Genomic DNA, 24,196 nt, shown 5'->3' on the forward strand with positions numbered 1-24,196 from the left:
CACACGTGCGCGCCGGTGCTACTTCTTCTTGGCGCGCGACTTCTCCGAGACGGGCGCGTCGCCGGAGGCGGCGAGGTTCGCGTAGTACGCGCGGGCCTCGTCCTGACGCTCCTGCTCGGCGCCCGAGGCGATGGGCGCGCGCACGTGCTCGGGCGCGAAGCCGTAGGCATCCACCAGGTCCTGCGCGTGCGGGCGCAGCCGCAGCGCAAGCCGGTCGATGTAGCGCGAGACGGATGCCGCACGCTGCGCCGACAGGCGACCGTTGATGAGGTACCAGGCGAGGTGCTTCTCGATGAGGTGCATGCCGAACATGTCGCGCAGCCACGTCAGAACCTGCGCGGTCCCCGGGTCGGAGATCTTCGCGATGCCGTCGCTGAACGCCTCCCACTGCAGCAGCTCGCCGTGCGCACGCGCCGCCTCGATCAGCTCCGCCTGGTTCGCGTTGAAGAGGGCCGCCGCCTCGGCCGGCGACGCCTTGGACGCGGGGCGCAGTCGCGCCGCGATGTCGGAGATCATCTGCTCGACGCGACCCGCGAGCAGCTCGTGCTGCTGCTCGGCGCGCAGCCCCAGCTCGACCGACCGCGCCGTCGAGCCGAAGTCGGCGACCGTCTGACCGAGTCGACGCAGGCCCGCACCGTGGAAGACCTTGCCGGCGGTCTGCTTCGCGGCGAACGACGCGAGCTTCGCGGCATCCGCCCCCTTGAACTGCTTCGCATAGTCGGCGAGCAGGCGCTTGCCGACGAGCTGCAGGAGGATGTTGTTGTCGCCCTCGAACGTCACGTACACGTCAAGATCCTGGTGCAGGCCCACCATGCGGTTCTCGGCGAGGAAGCCCGATCCGCCGCACGCCTCGCGCGCCTCCTGGATGGTCGACAGCGCGTTCCACGTCGAGAGGGGCTTGAGCGCGGCGGCGAGCGTCTCGAGGTCTTCCCGCTCCTGCGGGGTGTCGGTGCGACCCGAGAACACGCCGTCGAACTTGCGCAGCAACTCGTCGTTGGCGAAGAACTGCGCGTAGTTCTGCGCCAGGAGAGGCAGCAGGCGCCGCTGGTGCTTTCCGTAGTCGAGCAGCACGACCTCATCGCTGCCCGATCCCGAGTCGAACTGGCGGCGCTGGTTCGCGTACGTCAGGGCGATGTAGAGGGCGAGGGCCGTCCCGGTCGTCGCGGCGCCGTCGAGCGAAACGCGGCCCTGCACGAGCGCACCGAGCATCGTGAAGAAGCGGCGTCCCGGGCTCGGGATGTCGGACGTGTAGGTGCCGTCGGATGCCACGTCGCCGTACCGGTTCAGCAGGTTGAAGCGGGGGACGCGGACATGGTCGAAGGCGAGACGGCCGTTGTCGATGCCGTTGAGGCCGCCCTTGACGCCGTCATCCTCGCTCTGGATGCCGGGGAGCATCTCGCCCGCCTCGTCACGGATCGGCACGAAGAAGCAGTGCACGCCGTAGTTGACGCCGCCCGTGATGAGCTGGGCGAACACGGTCGCGGCACGCCCGTGCAGCGCCGCGTTGCCGAGGTAGTCCTTCCACGCCCCGCGGAACGGCGTGTGGATGACGAACTCCTCGGTCTCCGGGTCGTAGGTCGCGGTCGTGCCGATGGATGCCACGTCCGAGCCGTGCCCCGTTTCGGTCATCGCGAACGCGCCCGGCAGTTCGAGCTCGATCACATCGCGCAGCCACGCATCGTGATGCTTCTTCGTGCCGAGCTGGTAAATGGCCGAGCCGAACAGGCCCCACTGCACACCCGACTTGATCTGCAGGCTCGGGTCGGCGAGGACGAGCTCCATGAACCCGGCGAGGTTGGCGCCGTTGTCCTCGAGACCGCCGTAGGCCTTCGGGAAGGCGCGGCGCGAGCCGTTGTTCTCGACGAGGAGGCGCAGCTGACTGAGCACGCGCTCGCGATGCTCGGACATGGGCTGGCCGTCGATGCGCCAGAACGCGGGGTCCTTGATCATCTCCCGCGCCTCACGCCGCGTCTCGCCCCACGTGCCGAGGAGGAGATCTGTGACGGCGTCGATGTCGATACGCGGCTCGTGAGCCTCCTCCGCCGAGTGCGGCGCGGCGGGGGCGCCTCCCGAGGGCGTGCGCTTGCTGGTGGCGGGCCTCTTCGGGTGGATGTTCTCGCGGACGGCGGCGTCGGTCATGGGTGCACCTCTCGAAGGAGACGGACAGAGAAGATCACCTTCGACCGTAGGAGGGTCACAACCGAGCTGCAAACGGGTTGCACATGAGCGACAAACCCGTGCACACCCGTGTGCACGGTTGGTTGTATGACACCGACACCCACCCATCGTGACACTGAGTGTCACGATGGGTGGGTGTCTGCTCAGATCTCGACGCGGTGCCCGAAGCGGAACAGCGGGTCCGCCGTGTCGAACGGCACGTCGGGACGGGATGCCTCGACGGCCGCCATCGAGCGCGGGACATCGAACGGCAGGGCACCCTCCGCGCGCGCCGCACCACTCAGGACGTCCAACAGCGCTGCGGGACTCGCCCCCCAGTTGGCCGTCAGCGCGACGCCCGCCTCCGCGAAGGGCGTGAGGATGGCCGGACGGTCGAGGAAGACATCCACCACCGTGGGTACCGCGCCGGCGACCTCACGAACATGCGCGATGGTCTCCGCCGGGAACGCGAGCGAGCCGGCGTGGAAGAAGTTCTCGAACATCGATCCGCGCTCCTCATAGGGCGCCTCGAGGCGCAGAACGGCGAGGTCCGCCTCCTCCGGCGTCGCGACGACTTCACCGTACCCGGCCGCCACCCCGGCAGCGATGCCCTCGACGTACAGCCTCACGCCACGCGCGAACGGCAGCGCCGGAGACGACCGCAGCACCGTGATCGACGCGCGCTGGGCCGCGTCTCCGGCAGCGCGGAACGCAGCCGAGCCGACGATGAGATCGGCGGCCTCGGCATCCACAAACGGATTCTCGAAGAGGCCGAGGACGAACTTCTCGCGCAGCAGGCGTCGCGCCGAGACATCGAGGCGCTCCTCGCTGACCAGACCGTCGGCGACGAGCCCGAGCAGGATCTCGGTGCACTTCTCGCCCCCGAACTGGTCGGCGCCGGCGTCGAGGATCTTCTGCATCCGCTCGGCGGGAGTGAGATGCTCGACACCCCAGGCGCGCGCGGGGAACGGGGTGCCCATGATCTCGCTGTCGGTGATGAGACCCCACGCGGATGCCCACCGCGGTGTACTCCTGTCGCGCGAGGTCGCCGAACGTGCGGACGAGCTCCTCGTCACGCGTCGCGGCGAGACCCAGCGCGTCGGGCCATTGCGAGAAGGGCCCCGAGAGCATCGCGGCGCCCGGGTTCTCGGTGAAGGAGTGCCGCGGGTCGGTGGAGATCGTCACCGGGATGCCGAGGCGCGAAGCAGCAGCTCGACGCGCTCGCGTCGAGTCACTGCGCCGCGGCGATGACCTCGAGGACGGCCTCGCCGTAGGCTTCGCGTTTCTTCGCACCGATGCCCGTGACCCCGTCGAGGTCCGTCATCGAGGTCGGTCGCTGCTCGGCGAGGGCGCGGAGCGTGGCATCGCCGAACACGATGTACGCCGGCACTCCCTGCTCCTTCGAGACGCCCGCGCGCCAGGTGCGCAGCGCCTCGAACAGATCGCGGTCGCCGTCGGCGAGCGTGTCGGATGCCGCCGCCTTCCGCACGCGCGATGCCCCGCCCGATCGGCCCAGCACGTCGCGGCGGAGGGGCACGGCGGTCTCGCCGCGGAGAACCTCGCCGGCCCGCTCGCCGGCGACGAGGACGCCGTAGTCGCCCTGGGCCGCGATGACGCCGCCGGCGAGCAGCTGCCGGATGACGCTGCGCCAGTCCTGGTCGCTGAGGTCCGCGCCGAGTCCGTAGGTGGTGAGGGTGTCGTGCTTCTGCTGACGGATGCGTTCGGTCGAGGCCCCCCGCAGGATGTCGACGAGGTGGCCCGCGCCGAACGCCTGACCGCGCTCGCGTTGCAGCCGAATGATCGTGGAGAGGAGCTTCTGCGCGGGAACCAGCCCGTCGAACGTGTCGGCGGGGGTGAGGCAGGTGTCGCAGTTGCCGCATGGCCCCGACTCCTGCCCGAAGTATGCGAGGAGGTTCTGCCGTCGGCACGACACCGTCTCGCAGAGCGCGAGCATCGCATCGAGGTGCTGGCCGAGTCGCTGCTTGTACGCGCGCTCCCCCGGCGACTGGTCGATGAGGCGGCGCTGCTGGACCACATCTCCGAGCCCGTACGCCATCCACGCGACCGAGGGGTCGCCGTCGCGCCCCGCGCGCCCAGTCTCCTGGTAGTACCCCTCGACCGACTTGGGCAGGTCGATGTGCGCGACGAAGCGCACGTCCGGCTTGTCGATGCCCATGCCGAACGCGATCGTCGCGACCATGACGACACCGTCCTCTCGGAGGAAGCGCGCCTGGTTGCGGGCCCTCACCCCGGCATCCAGCCCCGCGTGATACGCGAGCGCGTCGACGCCTTGCGTGCGCAGGTACTCGGCCGTCTGCTCGACCGACTTGCGGCTGAGCGCATAGACGATGCCCGCCGACCCGGCCGGCTGCGCACGGATGAACTGCAGCAGCTGACGACGCGGATCGACCTTCGGCTCGATGCGGTACTGGATGTTCGGGCGGTCGAAGCTCGCCACGAAGTGCCGCGCCTCGGGGAGGTGCAGCCGCTCGGTGATCTCCTTGTGCGTCGCACGCGTCGCGGTCGCGGTGAGCGCCATGCGCGGAACGCCCGGGAAGCGCCCCGCGAGGTCGCCGAGCGCGAGATAGTCGGGACGGAAGTCGTGGCCCCACTGGCTGACGCAGTGGGCCTCGTCGATCGCGATCACGCTCAGTGCACCGCGTTGCAGGAGCGCCGTCGTCGACGCCGCGCTCAGTCGCTCGGGTGCGACGTAGAGTAGGTCGAGATCGCCGGCGAGGTAGGCCTGCTCGACGCTCGCGCGCTCTGCGGCGGACTGGGTGGAGTTCAGGTACGCGGCGTTGACGCCGTTGGCGACGAGCGCGTCGACCTGATCGTGCATGAGGGCGATGAGGGGGCTCACGACGAGGCCCGTCCCGGGACGCACGAGCGCGGGGATCTGGTACGTGATCGACTTGCCGCCGCCGGTGGGCATCAGGACGACCGCGTCGCCGCCGGAGACGACGTGATCGACGATCGCGGCCTGATCACCGCGGAAGTCGTCGTAGCCGAAGACGTCTTTGAGGACGGCGCGCGCGTCCTCCCCCGTACGGTCCCGTCCGAGGCGGGGGCGTCGAGGTGCGGAGGAGGAAGGGTCGGCAGCGGGTGGTGTCGCAGCCGTCGCACGCGCCAGCGCTCCGGCGTATCCGTCGAACTCGGGCGGCGGGGCGCTGTCGTACTCGTCAGGCGGAGTCAGCTCGTCGACGTCCCACGGGATGTCCGCGTAGGGGTCGTCGCCGGTGTGCCTGCTCACCCCACCAGGCTAGCCGCGGCACCCGACACCGCCGTCACAGCCGCACCACCTCGACGACGCGGACGATCGCCGCGCCCTCGGCGACGGATGCCTCGAGGTCGACCTCCGCGCGGATCCGCCAGTCGTGGTCGCCGGCCGGGTCGTCGATCGTCTGCTCGACCCGCCACCGGCCCGCGACCGCCGAAGCCTCGTCGATGACGCAGAGCCGCGGCGAACGCGCCGCAGCTCCGGTCAGGATCTCGTCGTGCTCGTCGTAGTAGGCGTCGAGGGCGGCGGGCCAATCGACGTCGGGGTCGAGGGCGACGAGCGCGTCGTCGTCCTGGAGAGCGGCGAGCTGCACGCGCCGGAAGAGCTCGTTGCGGACGAGCACCGTGAACGCACGCCGGTTCGCGAGGATCGACGGCGGTGCCGGCGGCACGACAGGGGTGTCGTCCTCGGGGAGGTGCGCGGCGCCGTCGACGAGCGCAGACCATTCGTCGACGAGGCTCGAGTCGACCTGACGCACGAGCTCGCCGAGCCACTCGATGATGTCCACGAGCTCATCGCTGCGCGCCTCGGCCGGCACCGTCTGCCGGATGGCTCGGTAGGCATCCGACAGATAGCGCAGCACGAGACCCTCGCTGCGCTGCAGCTGATAGAACGACACGTACTCCGCAAACGACATCGCGCGTTCGAACATGTCGCGGACGACCGATTTGGGACTCAGCGCGAAGTCCCGCACCCAGGGCTGGCTCGAGGCGAACACCTCGTACGACTGCGCCAGCAGGTCGGCGAGGGGTTTCGGGTACGTGATCTCCTCGAGCAGCGCCATCCGCTCGTCGTACTCGATCCCGTCGCGCTTCATCGCGGCGACCGCCTCCCCGCGAGCCTTGAACTCCTGCTGCGAGAGGATGGCGCGCGGGTCGTCGAGCGTCGCCTCGATGATGCTCACGACATCGAGGGCGTAGTGCCCCGTGCCGACGCCGCCCTCGCCGGGTGGGTCGGGCGACAGCAGCGCGATCGCGGCGAGCGCGAACGGCGATAGGGGCTGGTTGAGCGCGAAGTTCGGCTGCAGGTCGACGGTGAGCCGGATCACCGAGGCCCCTTCCGGGTCGCGGACGATCTCGACGATCCCGGCATCCACCAGGGTGCGGAAGATCGCGATCGCTCGGCGCGCGAGCGCGTACCGCCGAGCGCGCGGCTCGTGGTTGTCGAACACGAGCGAACGGACGTTGCCGAACACGTCGCCGCCCCGGCCGATGACGTTGATCATCATCGCGGCCGTCAGCTTCAGCTGGGGCACGAGGGGTTCCGGCGGTGCGGCGATGAGACGCTCCGCTGATCCCTCACCCCAGTTGACGACACCGGTCGGCGCTTTCTTGCGCACGATCTTCTTGCGCTTGGCGGGGTCGTCGCCGGCCTTCGCGAGCGCGACGGCGTTCTCGATCTCCCATTCCGGCGCCATCACCACGACGTTGCCGTAGGGGTCGTACCCCGCGCGGCCCGCACGCCCCGCGACCTGGTGGAACTCGCGCGCGGTCAGCTGACGCATCTTCGTGCCGTCGAACTTCGACAGCGCCGTGATCATGACGGTGCGGATCGGCACGTTGATGCCGACGCCGAGCGTGTCGGTGCCGCAGATGACCTTGAGCAGCCCGCGCTGCGCGAGCGTCTCCACGAGGCGCCGATATCGCGGCAGCATGCCCGCGTGGTGCACGCCGATCCCCGCGCGGACCAGCCGCGACAGCGTCTTGCCGAACCCCGTCGTGAAGCGGAACGCGCCGATCGCCTCGGCGATCTCGTCGCGCTGTGCGCGCGAGGTGAGGGTGAGCGATGCCAGCGCCTGCGCCCGTTCGAGGGCCGCCGCCTGCGCGAAATGCACGATGTACACGGGCACTTCGCGCTCGTTGAGGAGCATCGTCAGCACTTCGTGCACGGGCCGTCGCTCGTAGGAGAAATGCAGCGGCACGGGGCGCTCGACGCCGGTGACCTCCGCGACGGCGCGCCCCGTGCGGCGGGCGAGGTCGGCGGCGATCGTCGAGACGTCGCCGAGCGTGGCCGACATGAGGAGGAACTGCACACCGGTGAGGAGCAGCAGCGGCACCTGCCACGCCCAGCCGCGTTCGGGGTCGCCGTAGAAGTGGAACTCGTCCATGACGACCTGGTCGACGGCGGCATCCGAGCCCTGGCGCAGCGCGATGTTCGCGAGGATCTCCGCCGTGCAGCACACGATCGGGGCATCCGGGTTCACCGACGAGTCCCCCGTGACCATGCCCACGTTGGCGGCGCCGAAGATCTCGACGAGTGCGAAGAACTTCTCGCTCACGAGCGCCTTGATCGGGGCGGTGTAGTACGAGCGGCCCCCGGCGGCGAGGCACGCCGCGTGCGCGGCGATCGCGACGAGCGACTTGCCCGTTCCCGTCGGGGTGGACAGGATGACGTTTGCCCCCGAGACGAGCTCCATGACGGCCTCGTCCTGCGCGGGGTACAGCTCGAGCCCGCGCCCGGCCGCCCAGCGCACGAAGCCGTCGTACGCGGCATCCGCCGACGCCCCCGGCGGCACGGCCTCGGTCAGCGTTGTCGGGGCGATCGACGGGCTCATCCCTCGAGTCTGCCCCAGAGTCTGCCCCCGAGTTTGCCCCCAGGCGGCCCCGCCCGACCGACGCTCATCGCGATCGTGCGCCGGACAGCGGGCCGGGATAGCGTGGAGGCACCAGCGACCAAGGAGGCAGCATGGCTGACGACACCCGGAACGACGGCGAGATCGAGGTCGTGCGCAATGACGCGGCTGAGCGGTACGAGATCCTCGTGGGCGGCACGGTCGCGGGCTTCAGCGTGTTCGCCCCCGATGAGCACGGTCGCCTCGTCTTTCCGCACACGGAGATCGATCCGGCGTACGGCGGGCGCGGCCTCGCGACGCGCCTCGTCGGCGCCGCGATGGCGGACGTCGCCGCCCGGGGCGAGACGGTCGTTCCGGTGTGCCCGTTCGTCGTGAAGTACTTGCAGGAGCACGACGTGCCGGGCCTCGATGTCCACTGGCGCGAGCGCGACGTCGACGTCGCCGCGCACGCGCCGACCGACGACCGCGACCCGTCCGACGAGGGCGTCGGCCGCGGATGACCCGCCTCGACGGCGGGGCGGTCCCGCCGCCCGAGGCCGCGGCGCCCGTCGTCTGCGACGGCCCGCGCGCCCTGATGCTCGAGGCCCGCGAGGTGCCGCTCGGGGGTGTTCGCGGGATGTCGGTGCATCGGAGCCTGCCGCAGCGACCGCTGCCGATGGTGGGCGCGTGGTGCTTCCTCGACCGTTTCGGCCCGCAGACGGCGAAGATGCGCGTCGAACCGCATCCGCATATCGGGCTGCAGACGGTGACCTGGCCGTTCGTCGGCGACGTGCGCCATCGCGATGTGCTCGGCAGTGACGTCATCGTGCGGCGCGGAGCGCTCAACCTCATGACGAGCGGCGCCGGCATCGCCCACTCCGAGTACTCCGTCGGCGACGACGCCGTCCCCCTCGACGCCCTCCAGCTGTGGGTCGCCCTGCCCGAATCGCGCCGGCACGGCGCCCCCGCGTTCGAGCACCACGAGAACCTCCCCGTCGTCGACCTCCGCGGCGGGGCACGCGCGACGGTCGTCGTCGGTGCGTTCGCGGGCGTGGCATCGCCCGCCACGATGTACACGCCGATCGCGGGAGTGGAGGTGCATCTTCCCGCCGGGGCATCCGTCTCGCTGCCGCTCGACCCGGCGTGGGAGTACGCGCTCGTCGGAGTGAGCGGGGCGCCGGAGGTGGCGGCGGATGCCGAGGCATCCACCCCTCTTCCCGATCAGAGCCTGTTGTATCTCGGCATCCGCCGGGACCGGATCGATGTGCGCGCCGACCGCGATTCGACGCTCTTCCTCCTCGGCGGGGAGCCGTACGAGGCCGACATCGTCATGTGGTGGAACTTCGTCGGCCGCACGCACGACGAGATCGTCGCGGCGCGGGATGCCTGGGAGGACCCGGCGCGCGCCGCCGAGCGCTTCGGCCATGTCGTGGGGCATGGCGACGAGCGGGTCCCCGCGCCGCCCCTCCCCGCTGTCCGCCTCACTCCGCGCCGACGGCCCACTCTCGGTCTCTGAGCGCAGGCCGCGCCGGCGCCGCACCTGAGGGTCGGATTTCTCCCGGCGGACGCCCCCGCGCGCGCCGGTACGCTGGAGGCGTGGCCCGGAACCCGATCCTGTCGACGCGCGTTCTTCTCGTGTGCGCGGCGGTCGGCGTCGCCACGGGCATCGTCGGCGGCATCGCAGGCCTTCTCACGCCGGTGATCCTGGCGACCCTCCCGTTCGCCTACGGGCTGCTGCTGGGCGCGCACGTGCTTCCCGGGATCATCGCGCAGGAGGTGCTGCGGCTCCCGCTCGTCGCCGTCCTCTCGCACGTGATGGCCGCGATCGTCGCGAGCGCGTTCAACCCGGCATGGGCGGGGCGCTTCATCGGGACGGCTCTGCTCTTCGGCGGCATCCAAGAAGGCGTCGCCGCGCTCACGCGGTACCGCTCGTGGGGGGCGTGGCGATTCTTCATCTCCGCCGTCGTCATCGGCGCGCTCGTCGCCGTCGTCGTCTTCTTCGCGGCCCACATGAGCGTGCTGCCGCTGTGGGCGCAGGTCGCGTACCTCGCGCTGTCGGTCCTCGGCCCCGTCGCGTGGACGGCCGTCGGGCTCGGCATCGGCGCTTCGCTGCGGCGCGCGGGCGTCGCGCGCACCGCCGCCGGTCGCTGACGGTGCGCGCCGCCGCGTGCAGCGCATTCGCCCATCGTCGACGGTTGGCTATGCAGGTTAGGCACGCCTAAGCTAGCACCGACCCCTTCCGCCGATCAGCTGGGATGACCGTGACCTCGACCGTCTCCGGAGCGGCGATCGTCCGGCATTCCGGCGACACCGTTCCGCCCCTCCTCGCAGTGCGCGATGTCGGCATCCGTCATGAGGGCGCCGAGACACCGACTCCCGCGGCGGCGAGCTTCTCGGTCGCGCGCGGCGAGGTTGTCCTACTCCTCGGGCCGAGCGGCGCGGGCAAGTCCACGCTGGCCCTCGCCCTCAACGGGCTCATCCCGCACGCGGTTCCGGCATCTCTCACCGGCACGGTGCAGGTCGCCGGCCTCGACACGCAGCAGACCCCCGTCGCCGTCCTCTCGACGCACGTCGGAATGGTCTTTCAGGACCCCGATGCCCAGCTCGTGACCGGGACACTCCTCGACGAGGTCGCGTTCGCCCCGGAGAACCTCAGGATGCCGGTGGACGAGGTCCTCTCGCGCAGCGAGGACGCCCTGCGCCGCGTGGGGCTGTGGGAGCGCCGTCACGAGAACCCCGATCGACTGTCCGGCGGTGGCCGGCAGCGCCTCGCGATCGCGTGCGCCCTTGCGATGGGTTCCCCCCTGCTCGTGCTCGACGAGCCGACGGCGAACCTCGACCCGCAGGGTATCGAAGAGGTCTACGCCGCCCTCGAGGACCTCGTCGCGGCGGGTGACCGCGCGATCGTGCTGATCGAGCACAACCTCGACGCCGCCGCGCGCATCACCGACCGCGTCGTCGTGCTCGATCATGACGGCCGCACGCACGCCGACGGCACCGTCGACGACGTGCTGCGCCGACGCGCGCAGGAACTCCACACGATGGGTGTCTGGCTGCCGGTCGCCACGCTCGCGGCACTGCGGCTGCGCGCGGCCGGATGGACCCTCGATCCCCTCCCGATCGATCCCCACGAACTGCGCACGGCACTCGACGCGGCGGATGCGCCGGCGGCCCCGGCCCCGGCGGCGACCTCGGCATCCGTCGCGGGCGTTCGCAATTCAGTCTCCCCGCCCGCCGAGGCCCGGAATCGGCCGGATTCGGGGCTCAGCCGCTCAACGGGACTGAATACTGAACCGCTGATCCGGGTGCGGGGCCTGCGGACCCGCCGCGGCAGGGCCGAGATCCTGCACGGCATCGATCTCGACGTGCACGCCGGAGAGTTCGTCGCGATCGTCGGCGCGAACGGCGCGGGAAAGACCACCCTGCTGCAGTCGATCGCCGGCGTGGTGCCGGTGCCGCGCGGCCAGGTCACGATCGCGGGTGCCGACATCGCCCGCACCGACCTGCGCACGCTGTCGCGGCGGATCGGGTTCGTCTTCCAGAACCCCGAGCACCAGTTCATCGCACACACGGTCTTCGACGAGCTCGCGCACGGACTGCGCCTGCAGCACCTCCCCGACGACGAGGTCCGCGCTCGCACGACCGAGATGCTGCGCCGGTTCGGCCTCGAAGACAAAGCCGATGTGCACCCCTTCCTCCTCTCCGGCGGGCAGAAGCGGCGACTTTCCGTCGGCACGGCGCTCGTCGCGGGTGCGCCCGTCCTCGCGCTCGACGAGCCCACGTTCGGGCAGGACCGCGCCCGCGCTGACGAGCTCCTCGGCCTCCTCGACGCGCTGCGACGCGAGGGGACGACGGTGCTCGTCGTCACTCACGACATGCAGCTCGTCACGGAGCACGCCGACCGCACGATCGTCGTCGGCGACGGACGGATCCTGCGCGACGCCCCGACGCACGACGTGTTCGCCGACGACGCGCTCCTCCGGTCGGCGGGCCTGCGCCAGCCGCCGCTGCGCCGCGCGTTCTCCGGCATGACGCGGCACCCGCAGTTCGCGGGAGTGACGCGCCTGGCCGACCTACCCGCGCCCGTCGCAGAGGTCGCGTCGTGACCGCCGCAGCGTTCGATCCCTACGCCCGCGTCGAGGCTTCCGGCCGATTCCTGTACGCCCTCAATCCGCTCGCGAAGCTCCTCGCGCCACTCCCCGCGATGCTCGTGCTGGTGTTCGTGCGCGACCTGACGACGCCGCTCGTGTTCCTCGTAATCGCGTACGTCGTCCTGCTCGCGGGCGCCCGACTCACCGCCCGGATCGCCCTCGTCCTCGCCGTCGCGATCCCCGCCGCGGCCCTCGTCCTCGGCCTCGGCATGTCGGTGTGGACGGATGCCTCGCGCGTCGACACGTCCGTCACGGTGCTGCAGATCGGAAACTGGTCGCTGTACGGCGGAGCCCTCGCCGTCGGCATGGCGACGGGCCTGCGACTGGCCGCGATCGTGAGCCTCGCCCTCCTCGCCGGCCTCACGACGAGCGGTCCCGACCTCGTGCGGGCCGCGGTGCAGCAGCTGCGCGTGCCGTACCGGATCGGCTACACGGCTCTCGCCGCATTCCGGTTCGTGCCGCGGTTCGGGTACGAGCTCGACGTCATCCGGCAGGCGCACCGCGTGCGCGGAGCGCACGGCGGGCGGGGTCCGTTCGCCGCGGTCGCCCGCTGGTGGGGCTACATCGTGCCGCTGCTGGCCGGAGCGATCCGGCATGCCGAGCGCGTCGCGCTCGCGATGGACGCCCGCGCGTTCGGCGCGCATTCCGACCGCACCGAGCGCCACCTTGTGCCGTGGCGTGCGCGCGACAGTACGTTCGTCGCCCTCTTCTGGATCGTGAGTGCCGGCATCCTCGTCGCCTTCTTCCCCTGGACGCTCTGACGCGGCGGTATCGCCGCCGACCACCCGACGAAAGGACCCCGCATGGCCCGGACCTCCGCTCTCGTCGCCCCCGCGGTGCAGGAGCTGCTGCGCCTCGAGGTACTGCGCACCGAACGGCTCAGCCCGCACTGGATGCGCATCACGCTCGGCGGCGGCGACATCGCGCGGTTCACCGCGCTCGGCTACGACCAGTGGTTCCGGCTCTTCCTCCCCCACTCGGGTGACGGCGGCGACGAAGGCCTCGAGCGCATCCCGGCGAAGGCGAACAAGATCTTCGGGTACCTCAAGTACCTGCGCATCCCCGACGGCGTGCGCCCCGTGATGCGCAACTACACGGTGCGCGCGTACCGCGCTGTCGGCGAGTCGGGAGGGCCCGAGATCGACGTCGACTTCGTGCTGCACGGCTCGGGGCCCACGGCCGGGCCCGCGTCGCGGTGGGCGGATGCCGCCGAGCCGGGCGAGTCCGTCGTCATCATCGACGAGGGGCTGCGATTCAATCCCGCCCGCGGCGTGGAGAACCTGCTGCTCGTCGCCGATGAGACCGGCGTGCCCGCCGTGGCCGGCATCTGCGCCTCGCTGCCGTCGTCTGCGACGGGCATCGCGCTGATCGAGGCCCCGTCGGCCGAGGACGTCCTGCCGTTCGACGCGCCGGCCGGCATCAACGTGCGGTGGCTGGTGCGGGATGCCGGGCAGAAGCCCGGATCGCTCGCGCTCGCGGAGCTCGAGAAGCTCCAGGCCCCGGCATCCGACACGCATGCCTTCATCGTCGGAGAGCAGTCGCTGCCGACCGCGGGGCGACGCCGCCTCGTCGCCCAAGGCCTGGGCAAGGACCGGATCAGCTTCATCGGGTACTGGCGGGTGGGCGCCGCGTCGCCCGCCCCGAAATCGGAGCAGGCGCAGCCGGCGGGAGGCCGCTGATGGGCAGGGTCACGACCGCGTTCCTCCTGACGTGCGCCGCGATCGGCGTCGCGGGCGGCATCGTCCTGGCGGTCGGCTGGTGGCTCTCGGTCGCGCTGTTCGCGACGGTGCCCTTCGCCTCGGTCGCGATCGCGGGGCTGTGGGTCATGCCCGCCGTGATCGCGCTGCGGCTCCTGCAGCGCCCGTTCGCGGGGCTGCTCGTCGGCCTCATCTCGGGGCTCGCGCTCGCGCCGTTCTACACCGCGAGCGCGATCCTGACGACGCTGTTCTGGTCGTTCTTCCCCGAGCTGCCGTTCCTCGTGACGCTGTACCGGCGCTGGAGCACGTGGCTCCACTATGCGGGAGCGCTCGCGATGGGCGTCGCCTACCCGCTGCTCGCGGCGCAGTCGTTCGATCTGTGGGCGATGGCCCCGGGTCTCGTGGTCGGGTTCATCGCGCTGTGCACGGCATCCTGCATCGCGGGGACGTTCCTCGCGATCGTCATCGCCGATCGCCTGCGCGAGGCCGGCGTCGCCCGGCTCGCCCGCCGGCGGCCCGCCGAGGTCCCGGGCGTCGCGAAAGCAGGCTGAACCGACGGATCCGCGCCTCGCGGCGCGCGTTCCGGTCGATCCAGCCTGCTTTCGACGCGCGGGGCGCGCCCTGCGCTCAGCGCTTGCCGACGATCTGGCGCGAGACGAGGTCTCGCATGATCTCGTTCGTGCCACCGTAGATGCGGTGGACGCGGGCGTCCAGGTAGGCGCGCGCGATCGGGTACTCGGTGATGTAGCCGTAGCCGCCGTGCAGCTGGACGCCGATGTCGAGCAGCTCCGCCTCGCGGTCGGTCGCCCAGAACTTGACCTTCGCGGCCTCTTCGGCCGTGAGCTTCTTGTCGGCGTAGAGCTCCATCGCGCGGTCGATGTAGGCCCACATGACGTCGACCGTCGTCGCCATGTCGGCGAGACGGAAGCGCGTGTTCTGGAAGTCGGCGATGCGCTCACCGAACGCCTCGCGGCTGATGACGTAGTCGCGCGTCCAGGCGAAAGCCGCCTCGCCCGCAGCTGCCGCGGCGACGCCGATCGAGAGGCGCTCGAGGGGAAGGTTCATCATGAGCTGGATGAAGCCGAGGCCCTCCTTGCCGCCGATCAGGTTCGCCTCGGGGACGAACACGTCGGTGAAGCTGAGCTCGGCGGTGTCCCAGCCGTGGAAGCCCATCTTCTCGAGCTTCTTCGAGTGCTCGAAGCCCTCCATCCCGTCTTCGAGGATCAGCAGGCTGAAGGCATCCGGCCGGTTCCCCTCGCCCGTCTTGACGAACGTGACGACCATGTCGGCGGTCTTGCCCGAGGAGATGAACGTCTTCGCCCCGTTGACGAGGTAGCCGCCGTCGACCTTCTTCGCCGTCGTCTTGATGCCGCGCAGGTCGCTGCCCGCACCCGGCTCGGTCATCGCGAGGGCGCCGAGGATCTCGCCGGTCGCCATGCCGGGGAGCCATTTCTCCTTCTGCTCCTGTGTGCCCATGTGGACGATGTACGGCACGGCGAGGTCGTCTTGGATGCCGAGGGCGCCTGCGAGCGAGCCCTGGCCCGCACCGATGATCTCTTCGAGCACGATCGCGCGGAAACGGTAGTCCTGCAGCATGCCCGCGCCGCCGAACTCCTCGGGAACGGAGAGCCCGATGATGCCGGCCTCGCCGGCGGCCCGCATGGTGGCGCGGTCGACCTCGCCGTCCGCCTCCCACTGCTTGCGCTTCTCTTCGGTGGCGTAGCGCTTCACGAACTCCTTGACGACGTCGCGGAACGCCTCGTGGTCCTCGTCGTAGATGTTGCGCTCCATGCTGCGCCTGCCTTCCGTGTCTCGTCGTCGAGCCTGACGTGGTGGGATCATGTCCCGCTATTCATGGTACTGGGTTTCATCCGCTGTGGCACGCGGTCGCGGCGAGTCAGTCGACGTAGTCGGGCGCGGCCGGAAGGCCGAAGAAGTCCTCGAGGGTGTGGAAGCCGCCGTCGTGATAGACCTGCGCGAGTTCGGGGCCGATGTAGCGCAGATGCCAGGGCTCGGCCTGATACCCGGTGATGGCGGTCTGACCGTCTTCGTAGCGCACGATGAAGCCGAATCGCCACGCGTTCGCCGCGACCCAGGCGCCCTGCGCCGTCCCGCCGAAGGACTCGATCGCCCCGCAGCCGCCGGCGCACGCCGCAACGTCCGTCGCGAGCCCGGTCTGATGCTCGCTGAAGCCGGGGCGGGCGCTCTGCAGGTCGGCCGCCTCGCGCCCGAGCGAGTTCACATAGCCGTTGTACGTGCGGGTCTGCGAGTCGAACGAGCGGAACGCACTGTTCAGCCCGATCGCACCGACGCCCTCGTTCTGCGCGGCGGCGACGAGTGCCGTCAGGGCATCCGCCGCCGCGGGGCGCAGCCGACCGTCGACGGTCCGCTGCATGTCGGCGGGCGCAACGACGGTGTCCGGCTCCCACTCGATCGGATTCAGGGGACGCTGCTTGTTGACCACGAGCCACTCGTGCACCGGGTCAGCGAGGTTCACGCACGGCGCTTCGCCGCTCGCCACCAGGTCTCGGAACGCTGTCGCCCCGCCGAACGCGGCGATCACGTCGGCATCCGATCCCTGCGTCAGGGCCGTCGTCACCGCCGGGTCGTCGCACCCTGCGGCGACGACCGCCGCCGCGGATTGGGCCGGGACCGGAAGGGACGTCGCCGCGGGGACCGGCTCGACGCGGGTCTGCTGTGTGGCATCCGCGGTCGACGTCCCGCCACGCCCGCCGAGGGCGACGGCGGCGGCGATGGCGGAAATGAGCAGCACCGCCGCGACGGCGACGATCAGTGTGCGCCGCGTGGGCGACAAGGCGCGCTGTCGAGCTCGAACGGCAGGCGGCGCGGATGGCGCGGAGGCGTGACCGGCCCGCCGTGGGCCGATCCGCTCGACGGGGTTCGCCTCCGGCGCCGCAGCGGGCGTGGCCTCGGACGCCGTCTCGGGCGCCTCGCCTGAGCGCTCACGCTCGGCGCGGAGCGTGCGTCGAGACGGCAACGGCTCGGGAGGGATCACCCACCCATTCTGACGTGCGCACCCGTGACCCCGCCGTGAGCACTCAGATCTCCGTCTTCACGACCTCACCCCTTGCTCGATCTTCGTATCTATGTTCCACTGACTGTATGCGGTGGCACGGACAAACTCTCGAACAGACGGATGCCGCGGCACTCCCCGGTCTCGAGTCCCTGGGATCTCTCGTGCGGTCGGTCCGAACGCCCGCATTCCAGGGGGTGACCTTCCACGAGGTGCGCGCGAAGTCGGCCCTGAACCACGTGCCGCGCGGCTCGGCGATGCCCTTCGACTGGACGGTCAACCCCTATCGGGGCTGCACACACGCATGCTCTTACTGCCTCTCCCCCGACACCCCGATCCTGCTCGCCGATGGGCGCCACCGCCTGCTCGGTGAACTCTCGGTCGGAGATCGGATCATGGGCACGCGGCAAGAGGGCACGTACCGGCGGTACATCACGACCTCGGTGCTGGCGAAGTGGACCTCTGTGAAGCGGGCGTACCGGGTGACCTTGGCCGACGGCACGGAGATCGTCGCCAGCGCCGACCACCGCTTCCTCACCGAACGGGGGTGGAAGCACGTGAAAGGTACGATGTCCGGTCGGGGACGCCGCCCTTACCTCACGACGTCGAATCGCCTGATGGGGTTCGGCCGCCGACCCGAGCCCGATGTCGAGCCCGACGACGCGAAGTTCCGCCGCGGCTACCTCTCGGGGATGATTCGCGGCGACGGGATGATCTTCCACGGGTCCTACGACGATGGCGAGCGCACACGGGACATCCATCGATTCCGGCTGGCGTTGGCGGATCACGAGGCTCTCGACCTCACACGGCGATACCTCGCCGATGAAGGGATCACGGTCACCGAACGCCCCTTCACCCCGGCATCCCCGGTCCGACGTTCGATGACCGCCCTGCATACAGCCAGATCTGGGCAGGTTGCGCGCATCGAGGAGCTCGCCACGATCCCCGAGGCGCCGACGAAGGCATGGTCTGCGGGATTCCTGGGTGGGATCTTCGACGCAGAAGGATCGTGTTCACGTGGCATCCTGCGCATCACCAACAAGAGTCCCGAGCTCATCACGGCGATCGCGCACGCGCTCGATCTCTTCGACCTGCCCTACCGGATCGAACCGCCGCGCGCCTCCGGCGTCGTCACGGTGCGTCTTACCGGCGGACTCCCGTCGCGACGCCGCTTCTTCGACATCGCCCGGCCGGCCATCACGAGAAAGCTCGCGCTTGCGGGAGAAGCGGTGAAGACAGCGGCTGATCTTCACATCGTGTCGATCGAAGACCTCGGCGTCGATATCGAGATGGTCGACATCACGACCGGCACAGGGGACTTCGTCGCGGGTGGGGTCATCAGTCACAACTGCTTCGCCCGGAACACGCACACGTATCTCGACCTCGACGCCGGGGCCGATTTCGATCGGCAGATCGTCGTGAAGACGAACGTCGGCGACGTGCTGCGCCGCGAGCTCGCGAAGCCGTCCTGGTTGCGTGAGCCGGTCGCCCTCGGCACGAACACCGATCCGTACCAGCGGGCGGAAGGTCGCTACGCGCTCATGCCCGGGATCATCGGAGCCCTGGCGGAGAGCGGCACGCCCTTCTCCATCCTCACGAAGGGCACGCTCCTGCGCCGAGACCTGCCGTTGCTGACGGATGCCGCGGCATCCGTTCCCGTGTCGATCGCGATGTCGATCGCCGTCTTCGACGATGCGCTGCAGCAGTCGCTCGAGCCCGGCACGCCGACCGCCGCCGCCCGGCTCGCGACGGTGCGGGCCGCCGCCGATGCCGGGTTCCGCGTGACGGTCTTCCTCATGCCGGTCCTGCCGCACCTCACCGACAGCACCCCGCTGCTCGACGACGCCCTCGCGCGCATCCGCGCAGCGGGAGGCGCGCGCGTCGTGTTCGGTGCGCTGCATCTGCGCCCGGGCGCGAAGGAGTGGTTCTGGGAGTGGCTCTCTCAGACGAGGCCCGAACTCGTCCCGGCGTACCGCGGGCTCTACCCGGGAGCATCCGCCTACGCGCCCGACGGCTACCGGAAGCAGCTCGCCGCGCGTGTGCGACCGCTGCTGCGCCGACACCGACTCGCCGGCGGCGCCGAGGAAGACGTCGAGAGCCGGCCGCCGCGCCCGGGGCCCGTCAGGACGACGGGGCGGGCAACCGGCGACCGGCTCTTCTGACCGGCGAGCGGTCCGCGTTCGATCAGCGGGCGATCAGCGGTCGACGTGCGACTGCTGACGTCCGCTCAGCTCCTCGAGAAGGTCGTCACCGAGACGCGCCTCTTCGAACGGGGCATCGATCTCAGCACGGTCGAGCATCTCGGTCATGCGCCGGCGACGCTGGCGCGTGATGAGCGTCACAACGGTGCCGCTGCGCCCCGCACGACCCGTGCGACCCGAGCGGTGCAGGTACGTCTTGTACTCGTCGGGGGCGTCGGCCTGAATCACCAGGTCGATGTCGTCGACATGGATGCCGCGGGCCGCGACGTCCGTCGCCACGAGCACATCGACCCGGCCCGAGGTGAGCCGCTCGAGGTTCCGCGTGCGCTTGGCCTGGTTCAGGTCGCCGTGGAGGGCAACCGCTTTGATGCCGGCATCGTCGAACTGCTCGGCGAGCATCTCGGCGTAAGCGCGGGTGCGGGCGAAGACGAGCGTCTTGCCGTCGCGATCGACGAGGTTCGTGAGGATCTCGGCCTTGTCGCGGTGGTCGATCACGAGGACACGGTGGTCGATCGTGCCCGAATCCTGGTCCTCGCCGGCCACCTCGTAGACCGCGGGCTCGACGAGGAACTCGTCGACGAGCGCGGCGACCTCGCGGTCGAGGGTGGCCGAGAACAGGAGCTTCTGCGCGTCCGACGGCACGAGGCGCAGCAGGCGCTGCATCGGCTCGAGGAACCCGAGCTCGGACATGTGGTCGGCCTCATCGAGCACGACGATGCGGATCTCGGAGAGGTCGAGCTTGCCCTGATTCTGCAGGTCCTCGATGCGCCCCGGCGTGCCGATGACGATGTCGACGCCCTTCTTCAGCGCGCCCACCTGGCGCGCCTGCGGCACACCGCCGTACACCTGGGTCGTGAACAGGCCGACGCTCCGCGCGATCGGCTGGATCGTGCGGTCGATCTGCAGCGCGAGCTCGCGCGTGGGCGCGAGGATCAGCGCCTTCGGGCTGCGACCGAACTCGCGGCGCTTGCCTGCCTGGCTGCGCAGGATCGACTCGACCAGCGGCGCTCCGAAGGCGATCGTCTTGCCCGAGCCGGTGCGACCACGGGCGAGCACGTCCTTGCCCTCGAGGATCGGAGCGATCGTCGCGGCCTGGATCGGGAACGGGGATGCCGCGCCGAGGTCGGCCAGCGCCCGCACGATGTTGTCGCCGAGGCCGAGCTGACCGAACGTCGCATCGGCGACCTCTTCGGCCTGGATGGCCTCTGCCTGCAGCTTCTCGTGGACCGTGTCGGCATGCTCCTCGAAGGCCTTGCGCTTCGCGGCATCCTTCGCGTCAGCGTGCCAATCGGAGCGATTGCCGCCGTATGCGGGCCGATCGTCGCGACGCGGGCGGTCGTCGAACGAGCGAGCCGGGCGGTCATAACTCCTTCGATCCGAGCCGCTCGGGCTGAAATCGGGCCGTTCGCGCCGTTCCGGGCGCGAATCGAAGGAGTTGCGCACAGGGCGGTCCCCCGCCCCACGACGCGGGCGGTCGTGGAACGACGGAGCCGGACGGTCATCGCGACGCGGGCGGTCGTCACGGAACGACGGGCGCGCGTCACCGAAGGTGCGGCGGTCATCGCGCGGCTGGCGCTCGCCGCGGGGACGATCGTCGAACGAACGCCGCGGACGGTCATCGCGCGGCTGGCGGTCATCGTACGACCGGGCTGGGCGGTCCTCGAAAGCGCGGGCAGGGCGATCGTACCCACGGGCGGAACGGTCATAACTCCTTCGATCCCCGCCGTTCTGACCGGATTCGCGCCGATTCGGGCGCTCCGAGCCCGAATCGAAGGAGTTCTGCACACGCCGGTCGCCGTGACCACGCTCGTCGCGGCGCGGACGGTCGCCGAATCCCCGGTCGCGGCGCTCGTCGCGGGCCGGACGCGCGTCGCGATCATCGCGACCGGCGGCGTGCGAACGGATGCCGCGGGCCTCGTCGCGGCCGGCGCGCTCCTGCGCGTTCCAGCGCTGCTTCTTCACGGGAGCGCCGGTGCCGTTCTCCGGCTCCGGGCGGTACCCGCGGTGGCTCGGGCTCTTGGACCCGGGCTTGCCGGCGGACGACTGGCCGGGACGGCGCTTCGCATCCTGGTAGGAGGTCTTCTTCGCGCCGTAGCGCGGTTCGAAACTCTGCGCGCGGCTTCCGCCGGCGGGCTTCTTGTTCTTGGGCATGGGGAATCCTTCTGGGTTGTCTCGCACGAGAACAGCGCCCGTCCGCGTTCCCGTGGGGAACGCGACGAGCTACCCGGACATCCGTCGGCCGGGGCCATTCAGTGATGGTTCATGCGCGCCGATCGGCGCTCACCATCGGCCCCTCTGACTCACAAACCCACCCGCGCAGCACGCGGTGTCCGAAGCCGACCCGACTACTGTAGCCCGCGCGCCTGTGAAGCCGCCGCACCGCTCTACACTGACGCCATGACCACACCGGGCGCCATCGTCACCGGCATCGACGCCACCCCCGACCAGCCGAGCCTGCGCGCCGAGTCCGAGGCGATTCTCGCGGCGATGATCTCCGGCGCCGCCGGTGCCGTCGTCGGCCTCCTGCTCGGGCTCGCGCAGGCGACGACCGCGCTCTGGGGCGAGTGGAGCTTCGCGGTGTGGGCCGCCGTCGCCGCCGCGGTCGCGGCAGCCGTGTGTTCTGCGGTCGGATACTGGCGTGCCCGCACCACGTCGAGCGAGCTGTGGCGTCGGCAGATCACGAGCGTGCGCTACGTGATCTCGACGGTGTCGGTCGTCATCGCGCACGTCGCGCTCGCGACGATCGCGACCCTCGCCGCCTATGCCGTCCTCGCGCGGTGCTTCATCGGCGTGCAGCTGAACGGGTTCTGGACGACCGTCCTGCTCGCCGTCACGGCGGGGATCGCCGCGTGGCTGACGTACCTGTCGGCATCCCGCATCACGACGCAGCGCCTGACGAGCCTCCTCGTGAGCTTCATCGCGATCGGCACGATCGCCGCCATGCTCACGACGAGCGACCCGAAGTGGTGGGAGTACCACTTCAGTCAGCTCGGCACGTTCGACGATCTGTCGAGCTTCCTGTTCAACGGCACGCTCATCGCGGGCGGTCTGCTCGTCACGACCTTCACCCTCTACGTCGGCCACGACCTGCGGGGCATCGGCGAGTCGTCGCGCGGCACACGGATCGTCACCACCGCCCTCGCGATCATGGGCATCATGCTCGCGTGCGTCGGGATCTTCCCCGTCGACGTGAACATGCTGCTGCACAACCTGTCGGCATCCGGCATGGCGCTGATGTTCCTCGTGCTGCTCATCGGCGGCCCGTGGATCGTGCGGCGGATGCCGCGGGCGTACTTCCTCTCGGCGTGGGCGTTCCTCGCCGCGCTCGTCGCGTCGATCGTCCTGTTCGCCGTCGGCTACTTCGGGTTGACCGCGTTCGAGATCATCGTCTTCGCGCTGATCTTCGGCTGGCTTGCGGTCTTCATCCGCTTCATGGGGGTCGCCGACCAGCCCGAGCCGCTGCAGGGCTGAGTCAGAGCACCGGCAGCGTGCCGGTGTACCCCTCGCGCTCCCGCGCCGCCTGCTGGATGCGCGGGCGGTACGCGAACCACCCGATGATGAGGAGCGGTACGAGGACGACGGTGGATGCCAATACCCATCTACCCGTCTCGGAGAACCCCATCGTGACGAGGACGAACGCGAGGAACGCGAGCGTCAGGTACGACGTGAACGGAGCCCCGAACAGTCGGAACGATGGCCGCTCCGCGAGCCCCTTCTTCGCCCACCGCTGCAGCTTGATCTGGCAGAGGATGATCGTCGCCCACCCGCCGATGATTCCCAGCGCCGAGACCTCGAGGACGATCTCGAACGCCTGCGAGGGGAAGAGGGCGTTGAGCCCGACGCCGCAGAGCGTGATGACGGCGGTGAGCAGGATGCCGCCGTATGGCACGCCCGTCCGGCTCATGACCTCGGTGAAGCGCGGCGCCGAGCTGTTGACGGCCATCGAGCGCAGGATGCGGCCCGTCGAGTACAGACCGGCGTTGAGAGACGAGAGCGCGGCCGTCAGCACGACGAAGTTCATGATGGATGCCGAGATCGCGCCAGCCTCGGGAGAGCCGATGTGGGAGAAGAACGTGACGAAGGGCGACTCGCCCGCTTTGTAGAGCGTGTAGGGCAGCAGGAGCGAGAGGAGGAGCACCGAGCCGACGTAGAAGACGGCGATGCGGATCACCACCGTGTTGACGGCGCGGGGCATGACCTCGCGCGGGTTCGCCGTCTCACCGGCCGCCGTCCCGACGAGCTCGATCGCCGCGTAGGCGAACACGACGCCCGAGATGGCGAGCACGGGGGCGATGGCCCCCGTGGGGAACCAGCCGCCGTTCTCGGCGATGACGGACAGGCCCGTCGCGCCGGCATCCGTCTTGCCGTTCATGACGAGGAAGACGATGCCGATGATGAGGAAAGTGACCAGGGCGAAGACCTTGATGAGCGCGAACCAGAACTCCATCTCGCCGAAGACCTTCACCGAGACGAGGTTGAGCGAGAGCACGACGGCAAGGGCCACGAGCGCGATGAGCCACTGGGGCACCGCCTGCAGCGGCTCCCAGTACTGCGCCCAGAATTTGACGTAGAGGGCGACCGCGGTGACATCGACGATCGACGTGAACGCCCAGTTGAGGAAGTACAGCCAGCCCGCCGTGTACGCCATCTTCTCGCCGTAGAACTCGCGCGCGTACGACACGAACGATCCCGACGAGGGGCGGTGCAGGACGAGCTCGCCGAGCGCCCGGAGGATCAGGAACGCGAAGAACCCGCAGACGAGGTAGACGAGCACGAGCGCCGGCCCCGACGTGTTCAGTCGCGATCCGGCGCCCATGAACAGACCCGTGCCGATCGCGCCGCCGATGGCGATCATCTGGATCTGCCGGGGCTTGAGCGTCTTGTGGTAGCCGGCCTCTTCGCTGGAGAAATCCTCGGCGGCGAGCATCACGTCGCCCGTGAGCTCCCGCTCGTTCTCGAGCGCCTGCTCGGGGTCGTGCGGGGCATGCCGCATACCGCGCTCGCGCGCCGTCAGCTCGTCATCCATCGTTCGCCTCCTCAGCCCGCGTCGCGGGTTGAGGCCTCACGGTACTCCTGCCGGCGTTACAGTCGCACGACAATATGCGCCGACATGCGTCTGCGCTCCGGC

17 protein-coding genes are annotated in these 24,196 nt (G+C 70.3%); 9 read left to right on the plus strand and 8 right to left on the minus strand.

Annotated elements, in window-relative coordinates; all coding sequences use genetic code 11:
- Positions 1–18 precede the first annotated feature (18 nt).
- From WFI52_RS09375 to WFI52_RS09390, 4 genes are all read right to left on the minus strand, one after another.
- A complete protein-coding gene (locus tag WFI52_RS09375; protein ID WP_336627147.1) occupies positions 19–2,139 on the minus strand; it encodes an acyl-CoA dehydrogenase family protein in 2,121 nt (706 codons plus the stop codon).
- Positions 2,140–2,321: 182 nt separating this feature from the next.
- Positions 2,322–3,233 (minus strand): glycoside hydrolase family 3 C-terminal domain-containing protein, encoded by a 912-nt coding sequence (locus tag WFI52_RS09380; protein WP_442927735.1) that lies wholly within the window; start codon positions 3,231–3,233, stop codon positions 2,322–2,324.
- Positions 3,234–3,388: 155 nt separating this feature from the next.
- Complete coding sequence (gene recQ / locus WFI52_RS09385) at positions 3,389–5,407, minus strand: DNA helicase RecQ (protein WP_336627146.1); 2,019 nt, start codon at positions 5,405–5,407, stop codon at positions 3,389–3,391.
- 34 nt (positions 5,408–5,441) lie between these two features.
- Positions 5,442–7,988 (minus strand): DEAD/DEAH box helicase, encoded by a 2,547-nt coding sequence (locus WFI52_RS09390; protein ID WP_336627145.1) that lies wholly within the window; start codon positions 7,986–7,988, stop codon positions 5,442–5,444.
- A gap of 131 nt (positions 7,989–8,119) precedes the next feature.
- Here WFI52_RS09390 and WFI52_RS09395 point away from each other — a divergent pair, with 131 nt between their 5' ends.
- The 7 genes from WFI52_RS09395 to WFI52_RS09425 all read left to right on the plus strand — a co-directional run bounded on the left by WFI52_RS09395 (position 8,120) and on the right by WFI52_RS09425 (position 14,384).
- Complete coding sequence (locus WFI52_RS09395) at positions 8,120–8,506, plus strand: GNAT family N-acetyltransferase (RefSeq protein ID WP_336627144.1); 387 nt, start codon at positions 8,120–8,122, stop codon at positions 8,504–8,506.
- Positions 8,503–9,501: a pirin family protein gene (locus tag WFI52_RS09400; protein ID WP_336627143.1), complete on the plus strand. Its 999-nt coding sequence runs from the start codon at positions 8,503–8,505 to the stop codon at positions 9,499–9,501. The genes WFI52_RS09395 and WFI52_RS09400 overlap by 4 nt, the downstream gene beginning before the upstream one ends.
- Before the next feature lie 80 nt (positions 9,502–9,581).
- Positions 9,582–10,136, plus strand: coding sequence for an ECF transporter S component (locus WFI52_RS09405; protein WP_336627142.1), 555 nt, complete (start codon positions 9,582–9,584; stop codon positions 10,134–10,136).
- Positions 10,137–10,246: 110 nt separating this feature from the next.
- On the plus strand, positions 10,247–12,091 hold the full coding sequence (locus WFI52_RS09410; RefSeq protein ID WP_336627141.1) for an ABC transporter ATP-binding protein: 1,845 nt from the start codon (positions 10,247–10,249) through the stop codon (positions 12,089–12,091).
- Positions 12,088–12,897, plus strand: a complete 810-nt coding sequence (locus tag WFI52_RS09415) for an energy-coupling factor transporter transmembrane component T (RefSeq protein WP_336627140.1) — start codon at positions 12,088–12,090, stop codon at positions 12,895–12,897. Before WFI52_RS09410 ends, WFI52_RS09415 begins: the two co-directional genes overlap by 4 nt.
- Positions 12,898–12,939: 42 nt before the next feature.
- On the plus strand, positions 12,940–13,815 hold the full coding sequence (locus tag WFI52_RS09420; RefSeq protein WP_336627139.1) for a siderophore-interacting protein: 876 nt from the start codon (positions 12,940–12,942) through the stop codon (positions 13,813–13,815).
- Positions 13,815–14,384 carry an ECF transporter S component gene (locus WFI52_RS09425; protein ID WP_336627138.1) on the plus strand — a complete coding sequence of 190 codons (570 nt, stop codon included), beginning with the start codon at positions 13,815–13,817 and terminating at the stop codon, positions 14,382–14,384. Before WFI52_RS09420 ends, WFI52_RS09425 begins: the two co-directional genes overlap by 1 nt.
- 76 nt (positions 14,385–14,460) lie before the next feature.
- On the opposite strand, the gene WFI52_RS09430 is transcribed toward WFI52_RS09425, so the two are convergent.
- Entirely contained in the window at positions 14,461–15,624 is a 1,164-nt protein-coding gene (locus tag WFI52_RS09430; RefSeq protein WP_336627137.1) for an acyl-CoA dehydrogenase family protein, read from the minus strand.
- Between the two features lie 106 nt (positions 15,625–15,730).
- Positions 15,731–16,849: a M15 family metallopeptidase gene (locus tag WFI52_RS09435; protein WP_336627136.1), complete on the minus strand. Its 1,119-nt coding sequence runs from the start codon at positions 16,847–16,849 to the stop codon at positions 15,731–15,733.
- Between the two features lie 107 nt (positions 16,850–16,956).
- Here WFI52_RS09435 and WFI52_RS09440 point away from each other — a divergent pair, with 107 nt between their 5' ends.
- Positions 16,957–19,029, plus strand: coding sequence for an intein-containing Rv2578c family radical SAM protein (locus WFI52_RS09440; protein ID WP_336627135.1), 2,073 nt, complete (start codon positions 16,957–16,959; stop codon positions 19,027–19,029).
- A 33-nt stretch (positions 19,030–19,062) separates the two neighbouring features.
- On the opposite strand, the gene WFI52_RS09445 is transcribed toward WFI52_RS09440, so the two are convergent.
- Positions 19,063–21,219 carry a DEAD/DEAH box helicase gene (locus WFI52_RS09445; RefSeq protein ID WP_336627134.1) on the minus strand — a complete coding sequence of 719 codons (2,157 nt, stop codon included), beginning with the start codon at positions 21,217–21,219 and terminating at the stop codon, positions 19,063–19,065.
- Between the two features lie 246 nt (positions 21,220–21,465).
- Here WFI52_RS09445 and WFI52_RS09450 point away from each other — a divergent pair, with 246 nt between their 5' ends.
- Entirely contained in the window at positions 21,466–22,539 is a 1,074-nt protein-coding gene (locus tag WFI52_RS09450; protein ID WP_336627133.1) for a DUF998 domain-containing protein, read from the plus strand.
- Between the two features lies 1 nt (position 22,540).
- Here WFI52_RS09450 and WFI52_RS09455 read toward each other — a convergent pair whose 3' ends face one another.
- A complete protein-coding gene (locus tag WFI52_RS09455; RefSeq protein ID WP_336627179.1) occupies positions 22,541–23,995 on the minus strand; it encodes an amino acid permease in 1,455 nt (484 codons plus the stop codon).
- Positions 23,996–24,196 lie beyond the last annotated feature (201 nt).

Origin of the sequence: Microbacterium sp. MMO-20, from assembly GCF_037147735.1 — a bacterium.
Classification (GTDB): domain Bacteria; phylum Actinomycetota; class Actinomycetes; order Actinomycetales; family Microbacteriaceae; genus Microbacterium.

What these genes read in the sequence shown, in the direction of transcription:
- WFI52_RS09400 (WP_336627143.1), top strand. Translation starts at nt 8,503, where the DNA reads ATGACCCGCCTCGACGGCGGGGCGGTCCCGCCGCCCGAGGCCGCGGCG.
- WFI52_RS09430 (WP_336627137.1), bottom strand. Translation starts at nt 15,624, where the DNA reads ATGGAGCGCAACATCTACGACGAGGACCACGAGGCGTTCCGCGACGTC.
- WFI52_RS09445 (WP_336627134.1), bottom strand. Translation starts at nt 21,219, where the DNA reads ATGCCCAAGAACAAGAAGCCCGCCGGCGGAAGCCGCGCGCAGAGTTTC.
- WFI52_RS09455 (WP_336627179.1), bottom strand. Translation starts at nt 23,995, where the DNA reads ATGCTCGCCGCCGAGGATTTCTCCAGCGAAGAGGCCGGCTACCACAAG.
- WFI52_RS09425 (WP_336627138.1), top strand. Translation starts at nt 13,815, where the DNA reads ATGGGCAGGGTCACGACCGCGTTCCTCCTGACGTGCGCCGCGATCGGC.
- WFI52_RS09395 (WP_336627144.1), top strand. Translation starts at nt 8,120, where the DNA reads ATGGCTGACGACACCCGGAACGACGGCGAGATCGAGGTCGTGCGCAAT.
- WFI52_RS09420 (WP_336627139.1), top strand. Translation starts at nt 12,940, where the DNA reads ATGGCCCGGACCTCCGCTCTCGTCGCCCCCGCGGTGCAGGAGCTGCTG.
- WFI52_RS09375 (WP_336627147.1), bottom strand. Translation starts at nt 2,139, where the DNA reads ATGACCGACGCCGCCGTCCGCGAGAACATCCACCCGAAGAGGCCCGCC.
- WFI52_RS09440 (WP_336627135.1), top strand. Translation starts at nt 16,957, where the DNA reads ATGCGGTGGCACGGACAAACTCTCGAACAGACGGATGCCGCGGCACTC.
- WFI52_RS09390 (WP_336627145.1), bottom strand. Translation starts at nt 7,988, where the DNA reads ATGAGCCCGTCGATCGCCCCGACAACGCTGACCGAGGCCGTGCCGCCG.
- WFI52_RS09450 (WP_336627133.1), top strand. Translation starts at nt 21,466, where the DNA reads ATGACCACACCGGGCGCCATCGTCACCGGCATCGACGCCACCCCCGAC.